Origin of the sequence: Pseudoalteromonas sp. SR41-8, assembly GCF_014163915.1 — a bacterium.
Lineage (GTDB): Bacteria > Pseudomonadota > Gammaproteobacteria > Enterobacterales > Alteromonadaceae > Pseudoalteromonas > Pseudoalteromonas rhizosphaerae.
The window spans coordinates 24,833-34,725 of record NZ_JACJEE010000040.1; the positions used below are offsets into that span (position 1 = coordinate 24,833).

Sequence of the window (9,893 nt, forward strand, 5' to 3'; positions counted from 1 at the left end):
AACTTAGAGGGAAACATGGCATTTACAGATTTTTATCGACTCAGCGCCCATGGGGTGATCACTAATGCCAGCGGGGAGGTTTTGCTGCTAAAGGCAAGCTATGGTGAGCTAAGCTGGGGATTACCTGGTGGCGCCTTAGATGTCGGTGAAACTGTACATCAAGCACTCATACGCGAATGCCAAGAAGAGCTCGGCTGTGAAGTGAAAATTGAACACTTAACCGGTATTTATTATCACAAAGCGTTTAATTCTCATGCTTTTATTTTTAGAGTTAGTTTGTTAAGAGATGCTGTGATCACGCTCAGCGATGAACACTTAGCACATCGTTATTATAAATTGTCGGAGCTTTCCAAGGTTCAACAACATAGAGTCGCAGCCTGTTTAAATTATACCGGTACAGTTGATAGTGCTGCATTTTAATTTAGCTTAAACGATCACTATCATTAATAGGAAAACGAGATATGAATACGCAACGTTTAATTCTTCGCCATGGCCAGCTAAGTGATGCGTCGTTTATCTTGAGTTTATTAAATCAGCCGAGTTTTTATCGTTATATTGCTGATAAAGGCATTTATACCAAACAACAAGCCGAAGATTATTTACAAAAAACCTTTATTGATGGCCACCAACAGCAAGGTTTTGGACCTTATATTGTGGCAAATAAACAAGGCATTGCCATGGGCATGGTGGGCTTGTTCCAACGAGAAGCACTAGCAGTGCGTATGAAGCGGCTGCAAAACTATTACACGCGTATCAAGGTAAGTTCAGCTACATTGCCGCGATAGCCGATGCTGACAATACCGCTTCGCATGGGTTATTAAATAAACTCGGGTTTGGGTATATAGGCAAAGCAGTGCTTAATAATGATGGCACTGCTTTAGTGGTGTCTATTCTTGAATAAGAACGCTCAGGGTGGTTGCTACCTGTTGATTAATATTCTGCCAGTTTTGCTCTAAGCTTTCGACAAGGCCTTCGTAATCATCACCAGTTAAAGGGTTAACCTCACTAAAATAATGAATTGCTTTTAAAGAGCGGCCACTTTCAAACGACGTATAATACAGGCGCCACAAACCAGAAATATCCGCATTACCTTGGTTATCACCATTGAAATGATGTAGCTCATATTCTAATTCATAATAACTTTGCTGATCTTTGTCTGTTATAACAGGTAATCCTTTGACCACCATCCAGTTATCAAGCGTGGTAAATAATGTTTGATGGGCGCTTGCTGTTAGCATTTGATCTGGCGCTTCACTCCATAAGTGATAATTAGCAGCATTGACCTGATTATTATCCATTTTCATTGCAATACCACGGTTATTTAATGCGCCTCGTAAACTTACTGTATTGATCCGTAATTGAGCTGATGTGTCAGTGCTACTGCGCTGCATTGGTTTAATACTTTGCTCAAACTGGTAGTATTTAACGGGTGCATTAAGTGATTGGCTACAACCTGATAATAATAGCACCCCAATAACAGCAAAAATTTGTATACGTAAAAATGTCCGCATTATTGTTTCCTCGGCGTTGGATCGGCAGGCAATGATTTATCAAAAATAAACATATTTGGTTGCTCATTTAAGCCACGCGAGAGTGGCTGTAGCTCTTCACTTAAACGCTTAAACTCTGAGAGTGTTTGTTGTAATTGCTGATGAAATGAGGAGCCTTGTTGATAACTGGCCATGGTTTTTTCAAACTGTTTCATGGTGACATCAAATTGCTGCATACTTTTTGTCATTTCAGCAAAATTACGATTAATATCACCGGGTAAATTTTGGGTATCTTGTTTACTTAACAATGTACGCATTTCATTCGCCAGCGCTTGGTAATCAGCAAACGCGGAATCAATTTGCGCTAAGCTGTCTTCAATTTTTAAATTATTTACTTTATTTAATACGTCAGACACTTGATCTGCTAATACGGTAATGCCACTGGAGACACTCGGAAATACTTGATATTGAGACAGTGTTTCTAACTTAGCAGCTGGGGCATCGTGGTAGATATCAAAATCGACATACACAGCGCCAGTAAGCAAATTGCCTGGTTTTAAAGAAGCGCGCATGCCATTTTTGATCCAACCATCAACACTGCTTTGCCAAAATTGTTTGGCTGAGGCATTGTCATGGTAAATACGGCCATACTCTATTTTTATTAAAGCGGGCACTGCAGTATTATCAGTTCTAAAGTGTGCGGGTTTGCCATCGATCATCACATTCGCAGGTGCTTCTACAACAGTACCTACGCGCATGCCACGATATTCAACCGGTGCGCCGGCACGTAAACCTCGAATAGACTGCTCAAACTCAATTAGGTAATAATCAAAATTATAAAAGCGTTCCTCAAGAGCATCTTTGTAACTATTACTAAGCGAAAAGCTATGACCTTCTTGAGCAAAATCACCCGGCGATTGTTGTTCAGGCAAACCAACCGAGATCCCTCCTTTTAATAACCTGCTTAATGAACCTGTTTTTACATTAATGCCATCGGCAGATAAATCAATTTCAACACCCGTATTGACCCAGAAAATAGAATTTAAGGTGATCAGGTTTTGATAAGGTTCGTTGATGAAAATACCATACTTCATCGCTTGATTCTTCCAATCAAATGTCGCTGTTTCAACTTGACCAATTTTATAATTCTTAAAAAATATACCGGTGCCGACATCCATAACCTCAGCATCATAGCTGAGTAATGAAAAGCGACCGCCTTTGACATCTTTATCAATCAGCGCTGGCTCTTCTTGTAATTTAAAATGCTCTTTTGTTTTACTACTTTCACCTGGTGAAAATTCTAAATATACACCAGATAGTAACGTGCTCATACCGCTGATACCCGTTTCATCAATACGTGGTTTTACTACCCAGATGTTGGCGTCTTCCGTGAGTAAGCCATCATAATGTTTATCAATTTGAGCTCGAGCAATCACACTGTTTTTAGTATCAGAGAGGCGAACGTGATCAATTTGGCCGATTTTCACACTACGTACTTTTATTTCAGTCTTGCCTGCCACTATACCCTCAGCATGAGGCATTGAAATATAAATGGTTGCGCCTTTATTAGCTTGGTATTGGTAAAGCATCCACACACCAACGAGCAAAGCTATAACCGGTATGATCCAAATCGCAGAAATAATAGGTTCTTTTTTTATATTAGCCGTTTCACTCATGCTGTTTCTCTAATTTATGGTCTTTTTATCATTGTTTGGCGAATCCCATAATAGCCGAGGGTCAAACGCGTGTGCTGCAAGCATTTGGCAAATCACCATGATAGTAAAAAATACAGTGCCTAAACCTGGCGTTACTGACATTAAATTTCCTAATTGCACTAAGGCTACTAGAATCGCGACAACAAATACATCGATCATAGACCACTTACCAATAAACTCGGTTAATTGATAGACTTTCGTATAGCCTTTTGTCTGGCCGTTAGCGGGTTTGCTAACCAAAAAGCATAAAAATGTTAAAATGAGCGCTTTAGCTAATGGTACTACTACACTCGCTAAAAAAATGATTAATGCAATAGGGTATGAGCCAGCTTGCCACAGTGTTATTACCCCACCAATTAATGTTGAGGGGGATTCATCCCCCAAACTAGTGGTGTACATTATTGGCAATAAATTTGCCGGAATATAACAGGCAATTGAAGTTATTAACCATGCCGTTGCTTTTTGTACGCTGTGGGGGTTTCTGATATGGGTTTTGCTATTACAGCGAGAACAGTATTCGCTATCGCTTAGTTGATGGCAGACATGACAGGCTCGAATGTTACTATCTATGGCACGATAAGAAAGTTTTGCGGCTGCAATTTCAGCCTGAGGCTGTACTTGATCCCATAATCGAGCACGATTTAAGTGTGCTAATGAGCCAATATAGAAGAGTACAAACGCGGCATAGGCCCAAAAACTAACGCCAAAGCTGACTTCCGCTAGCGACATTATTTTTACCATGCTGACCAATACACCGATTAAAAATATTTCTGACATTATCCATGGCTCTAGCGCTAAGGTGAATTTGAGTAAGCGTCTGGCAATCGTTTGTGGAAGTACTTTAAGTAAGCCTAAATGCAGTGGGATCAAAATAGTGAGTAATGCCATTGGTAAACCAATAATACTAACATCAATAAAAATGCCTAATAAATCGCTGTCGTAATTAAACAAAATACGAGCGGCATCGGGCAAGGTAATCGTCTGTGTAATGCCATTACTACTAAATGAGATAAATGGATAAAACATACTGCTTAGCAGCATGAGTAAAGCACTAATACTGAGTGCTACAATACGGCTGTCATAATTTATATTTGCTGCGCATAGTTTACTGTGACAATGTGGACAGACAGCCATTTGTTTTGCAACTATGTGCGGGATATCAATAATCAAGTCACAATTAGGGCAGGCAGTTTGCAAATTAATAACCACTTAGAAGTATCTTAGATCAAGTTTGCATCAATTATATGCTAAATACAAATGCGAAATTGGTTTAACTAGGCTAGCCTAATAAGAAAGTTGTCATGTAATTTTACAGTTGCTAAAAAGCATCTATCTGTGGGTGGTGAATGAAGTATTTTATAGTGTTTTTTTTTGTTTTATATAGCACTTTTGCATTGAGTTTAGCTGCGCCAAAATCTAGCGACATTATTACCGTTGCGGTAAGCCCTTCTTTGCCTCCTTACGTCTTTAGTGAGGATGATACCGGCTTGCAGTTGCAGATTTTAAAATCTGCGTTTAAAGATCAAGGTATAACAAATCTAGATATAGTCTATATGTCTAATAAACGTGCAGGGCAATCCTTAGAACAAATGAAGGTCGATATTGCGATGAATTATGCGGGGCTCACCACTTCTGCGATTTATCCAAGCCAAAGCTTATTGGCGTATCAAAATGTGGCAATTAGCTTACGTAAAAATAATTTTAAAATTAATACTGTCTATGATCTACTGGGGAAAAGTGTTGTTGCCTTTCAAAACGCCACCGAATTTCTGCCGCCGCCATTTAAAGCATTAACGACTAAATTAAGCGCTTATGAAGAAGTCGTATACCAAGCTGCGCAAGTGGATCATCTAATGAAAGAGTGGGTTGATGTGGTGGTACTAGAAAAACGGGTGTTTTTATATTATCTACAGCAATATAAAGAATCGCACCCAATCAAGCCTATTACTGTACACCCGATATTTCCTGAGGCTCCTCGACCAGCCTATTTTAACAGTAAAGTGTTACAAGAGATTTTTGATATGGGACTTGCCCATATCATTGAAAATGGGCAATACAGTAAAATAATGGCTTTTGATGGCAGTGATTATGCTCAGGTTGTAGAACCAAGCTCAATCAAATAATGCTACGGTTTGGCGGGTAAGCGCAAGCAATTCGCCGGATTGTGACCAAATACAACCATCCTCTAAACCATAGCCATCTTTACAGTGATGAGTTTCTGCTTCAAATCCAAGCCACTCATCGGCTGCCAACTGCGGTGTTTTTACAAACTCTAAATACCACGACATACTGCTGGCGGGCGCTGGTTGGTTAAACATTTGTAATAAAGTAGGCGGCCATGCATCCGTTAAGGCAATAATATGTGCTTCACTAAGTTCTGCTGGCGATTGTTTTAACTTCATCCATCCGCCTAAATGCGACGTTTGGGCTGCTGAAAACGGCATTCCACCTTGCTGAGGGCAAAGCGCGACGTGTTGGAAAAATTCCGGCATGGCACCTGATTTAAATGGCAGTGTGTAACGTTCGTTAACCGGTTTTAGGCTCATTGTTTTTGTCACTGGTACTTCAATGGCTGAATCTCGCGATTTTGCAAAACACGCTTGTACGACCACGCTTACTTGGCCGTCCTGCAACGCTTTTGCCAGTACTTGTGTGCTACTTTTTCCTTCCCGTAAAATTTCAACTGAGAGGGAAAAATCAGTATCTGCTAACAAAGGACCTACAAAATTTGTACTAATAGACAACAAACGACGACTTGGTTCTATTTGTTGACGCATTGCCTGATACAGTAGTGAGGCTGATAAACCGCCAAAAGCAGTTCGACCTTGACACCAGTTTGCAGGAAATTGCATCGTTGCGTGAGCTTGTTCAGAATGGGGCAGCTGGCCTATGAGTGCCGCTTGCTTTAATAGTTGATCAAAATGCATGGTGATCCTTTGAGACATTTTTTAATTATTAGTGATTTTATAACACATAAAAACTCATCAGACCAGATTGTGAAATGGCCCCTAATGATGCAAAAAAAGACAATCCACACATTAATTAGGGTTATTTGCAAAATAAATTACAAAAAAGCACTTTTTTTTCATTTTTACAGTTGAATTAAGTTTGTGGCATCCCTATCTACTAGTCATCGAACGTATTAATGAATTTTGAAGTTGGAGATATTTCATGGGTAAAATTATCGGAATCGACTTAGGTACTACTAACTCTTGTGTTGCAGTACTTGATGGTGGCAAAGCACGTGTTATTGAAAACGCGGAAGGCGATCGCACCACTCCGTCTATTATAGCTTACACGCAAGACGGAGAAACTTTAGTAGGTCAATCTGCTAAACGTCAAGCGGTTACTAATCCGACAAACACATTATTTGCAATTAAGCGTTTAATTGGTCGTCGCTTTGAAGACGAAGAAGTACAACGTGATATCGGCATCATGCCTTTTAAAATTATCAAAGCAGATAATGGTGATGCATGGGTTGAAGCGGGCGGCGAAAAACGCGCTGCACCACAAATCTCAGCTGAAGTTTTGAAAAAAATGAAAAAAACAGCTGAAGACTTTTTAGGTGAAGCAGTAACTGAAGCGGTTATTACAGTACCTGCTTACTTTAACGATTCACAACGTCAAGCTACTAAAGATGCTGGGCGTATTGCAGGTCTTGAAGTTAAACGTATCATCAATGAGCCAACTGCTGCTGCCCTTGCTTATGGCATGGACAAAAACAAAGGCGAAAACGTTGTTGCAGTATATGACTTAGGTGGTGGTACTTTCGATTTATCAATCATTGAAATTGATGAAGTTGAAGGTGAGCACACATTTGAAGTACTTGCTACAAATGGTGACACTCACTTAGGTGGTGAAGATTTCGATAACCGCGTAATCAACTATTTAGTTGCTGAATTCAAAAAAGATCAAGGTTTAGACTTAAAAACTGATCCACTTGCAATGCAACGTGTTAAAGAAGCAGCTGAAAAAGCAAAAATTGAATTATCATCTGCACAATCTACAGAAGTAAATCTTCCGTACGTAACTGCTGATGCAACTGGTCCTAAGCACATGAACGTGAAACTAACACGCGCTAAGCTTGAGTCACTAGTTGAAGATTTAGTAATGAAGTCACTAGAGCCATTAAAACGTGCCCTTGCTGATGCTGATTTATCAGTAAGCGACATTGACGATATCATCCTTGTTGGTGGTCAAACACGTATGCCTTTAGTACAAAAAACAGTTGCTGATTTCTTCGGTAAAGAGCCACGTAAAGATGTTAACCCTGATGAAGCAGTAGCCGTAGGCGCAGCGATTCAAGGTGGTGTACTAGCTGGTGATGTGAAAGATGTACTATTACTAGATGTTTCGCCATTATCTCTAGGTATCGAGACTATGGGCTCTGTAATGACGGCGTTAATTGAGAAAAATACGACTATTCCAACGAAGAAATCGCAAACATTCTCAACTGCTGAAGATAACCAAGCTGCGGTAACTATTCACGTATTACAAGGTGAGCGTAAACGTGCTAGCGACAACAAGTCACTAGGTCAATTTAACCTAGAAGGTATTCGTCCAGCACAACGTGGTACACCACAAATCGAAGTTACTTTTGATGTGGACGCTGATGGTATCTTACATGTATCGGCAAAAGATAAAGATACAGGTAAAGAGCAAAAAATCACCATTCAAGCATCTTCAGGCTTAAGCGATGAAGAAGTTGAAAAAATGGTTCGTGATGCCGAAGCACACGCAGAAGACGATAAAAAGTTTGAAGAGCTAGTTGCAGCTCGTAACCAAGCTGATGCATTAGTGCATGGTACGCGTAAGCAAATCGAAGAAGCGGGTGATGCATTACCAAGCGAAGACAAAGAAGCGATTGAAGCGGCTGTTGTTGAGCTAGAAGCTGCGATTAAGAGTGACAAAAAAGACGAGATTGAAGCAAAAACTCAAGCGCTTGCTGAAAAGTCACAAAAGTTAATGGAAATCGCACAAGCTAAAGCACAACAAGGTGGTGACGCCGGTGCCGAGCAGCAACAATCTGCGAAGAAAGATGACGACGTAGTGGATGCTGAGTTCGAAGAAGTTAAAGACGACAAGTAATTGTTGTTAGCGCTTCGCCTAACTGAAAACACGATGACTGATATCGCAATTTAAGTTAGGATGAACAACTAAGGCGCGCGGGCTAAAGCTTGACGCGCCTTTTGCATGTAAATTAGATGATAAATCGATACGATTTATCGATTTATCCGCAGCAATGCTGCAGTAAGAAAAGAGTAGTGTGATAGATATGTCAAAACGCGATTATTATGAAGTCCTTGGAGTGGCAAAAGACGCCAGCGAAAGAGACGTAAAAAAAGCGTATAAACGCTTAGCGATGAAATATCATCCAGATCGTACCGCAGGCGATAAAGAACTTGAAACTAAATTCAAGGAAGTAAAAGAAGCTTACGAGATCCTCACTGACAGTCAAAAACGTCAAATGTATGATCAATACGGCCATGCTGCGTTTGAACAAGGCGGTGGCGGTGGTGGTCATGGCGGCTTTGGTGGCGGTCATGGTGACTTTGGTGATGTATTTGGTGACGTGTTCGGTGATATTTTTGGAGGCGGTGGTGGCCGTCGTCAATCGCGTCAGCAACGAGGTTCAGACCTACGTTACAACATGGACTTAAGCTTAGAAGAAGCGGTTCGTGGTAAAGAAGTAGAAATTAAAGTACCTACGTGGGTAAGCTGTGAGCCATGTGACGGCAGCGGTGCAAAAGCGGGTTCTAAACCGAAAACATGTACGACTTGTCATGGTGCAGGCCAAGTGCAAATGCGCCAAGGTTTTTTTGCTGTGCAACAAACCTGTCCAACCTGTCAGGGCACTGGTCAGATAATTTCTGATCCATGTAATAGCTGTCATGGTCAAGGCCGTGTGGAAAAAACCAAAACATTATCGGTTAAAATCCCAGCCGGGGTTGATACTGGCGACCGCATTCGTTTATCTGGCGAAGGTGAAGCAGGGGTACATGGTGCACCCGCTGGTGACTTGTATGTGCAAGTATCGGTACGTGAACACCGTATCTTTGAGCGTGATGGTAATAACCTATATTGTGAAGTGCCGATTGGGTTTACAACGGCTGCTCTTGGTGGCGAAATTGAAGTACCGACTTTAGATGGTCGTGCTAAATTGAAGATCCCAGCTGAGAGTCAAACGGGCAAAATGTTCCGTATGCGCGGTAAAGGTGTTAAGTCTGTCCGTAGTGGCGCAGTTGGTGACTTGATCTGTAAAGTGGTAATAGAAACACCCGTTAAGTTAAATGAACGCCAACGCGAGTTATTGCAAGAGCTTGAGCAAAGCATGGGTAAGGATGGTTCTAAAAACCGTCCAAAAGAAAAAGGCTTTTTTGATGGTGTAAAAAAGTTCTTTGATGATTTAACTAAGTAATCACTCATTACTTATAAAATGGCGCTAATTAGCGCCATTTTTTATTGGCTAACAAAAGCTTATTAATCTGAACTCTGGTTAAGAGATTGACCCTCAAGAGTTCAGGTTTTTATTTGGCTACAGCTTTGCTGAAAACCACGCAGTAATACCAATCGACTTAAATATTTAACCATTCTAGCGAGCTAAATAAAGCGCTAACTGCGTTATAATTTTTTCAAGTAGAACAACTACATGTCAAAATTTACGCCTTGTTATCACTGTATTTATCTG

9 protein-coding genes are annotated in these 9,893 nt (G+C 40.6%); 5 read left to right on the forward strand and 4 right to left on the reverse strand.

Translation table 11 applies throughout. The features are described from left to right. The first annotated feature begins 15 nt into the window (after nt 1-15). Together H5162_RS19075 and H5162_RS19080 are read left to right on the forward strand one after the other, a co-directional pair. Complete coding sequence (locus H5162_RS19075) at nt 16-420, forward strand: NUDIX hydrolase (RefSeq protein WP_182732504.1); 405 nt, start codon at nt 16-18, stop codon at nt 418-420. A 41-nt stretch (nt 421-461) separates the two neighbouring features. Further along, nucleotides 462-785 carry a GNAT family N-acetyltransferase gene (locus tag H5162_RS19080; RefSeq protein WP_182779305.1) on the forward strand — a complete coding sequence of 108 codons (324 nt, stop codon included), beginning with the start codon at nt 462-464 and terminating at the stop codon, nt 783-785. Nucleotides 786-887: 102 nt separating this feature from the next. Here the strand turns inward: H5162_RS19080 and H5162_RS19085 are convergent, their stop codons facing one another. Genes H5162_RS19085 through H5162_RS19095 form a run of 3 tightly spaced genes read right to left on the reverse strand, consistent with a single transcriptional unit; the run spans nt 888 to nt 4,402 of the window. Next, entirely contained in the window at nt 888-1,511 is a 624-nt protein-coding gene (locus tag H5162_RS19085) for a membrane integrity-associated transporter subunit PqiC (RefSeq protein WP_182760521.1), read from the reverse strand. Continuing rightward, nucleotides 1,511-3,166: an intermembrane transport protein PqiB gene (pqiB, locus tag H5162_RS19090; RefSeq protein WP_182734109.1), complete on the reverse strand. Its 1,656-nt coding sequence runs from the start codon at nt 3,164-3,166 to the stop codon at nt 1,511-1,513. The genes H5162_RS19085 and pqiB overlap by 1 nt, the downstream gene beginning before the upstream one ends. Nucleotides 3,167-3,175: 9 nt before the next feature. Beyond that, entirely contained in the window at nt 3,176-4,402 is a 1,227-nt protein-coding gene (locus tag H5162_RS19095; RefSeq protein ID WP_149980384.1) for a paraquat-inducible protein A, read from the reverse strand. A 149-nt stretch (nt 4,403-4,551) separates the two neighbouring features. On the opposite strand from H5162_RS19095, the gene H5162_RS19100 reads away from it, so the two are divergent. Continuing rightward, nucleotides 4,552-5,328 carry an ABC transporter substrate-binding protein gene (locus H5162_RS19100; protein WP_145236099.1) on the forward strand — a complete coding sequence of 259 codons (777 nt, stop codon included), beginning with the start codon at nt 4,552-4,554 and terminating at the stop codon, nt 5,326-5,328. Here the strand turns inward: H5162_RS19100 and H5162_RS19105 are convergent. Then, nucleotides 5,317-6,132, reverse strand: a complete 816-nt coding sequence (locus H5162_RS19105; protein WP_145236096.1) for a thioesterase family protein — start codon at nt 6,130-6,132, stop codon at nt 5,317-5,319. The genes H5162_RS19100 and H5162_RS19105 overlap by 12 nt on opposite strands. Nucleotides 6,133-6,376: 244 nt before the next feature. On the opposite strand from H5162_RS19105, the gene dnaK reads away from it, so the two are divergent. Further along, entirely contained in the window at nt 6,377-8,293 is a 1,917-nt protein-coding gene (gene dnaK, locus H5162_RS19110; protein ID WP_182732509.1) for a molecular chaperone DnaK, read from the forward strand. A 187-nt stretch (nt 8,294-8,480) separates the two neighbouring features. Then, entirely contained in the window at nt 8,481-9,623 is a 1,143-nt protein-coding gene (gene dnaJ / locus H5162_RS19115) for a molecular chaperone DnaJ (protein WP_145236090.1), read from the forward strand. Nucleotides 9,624-9,893 lie beyond the last annotated feature (270 nt).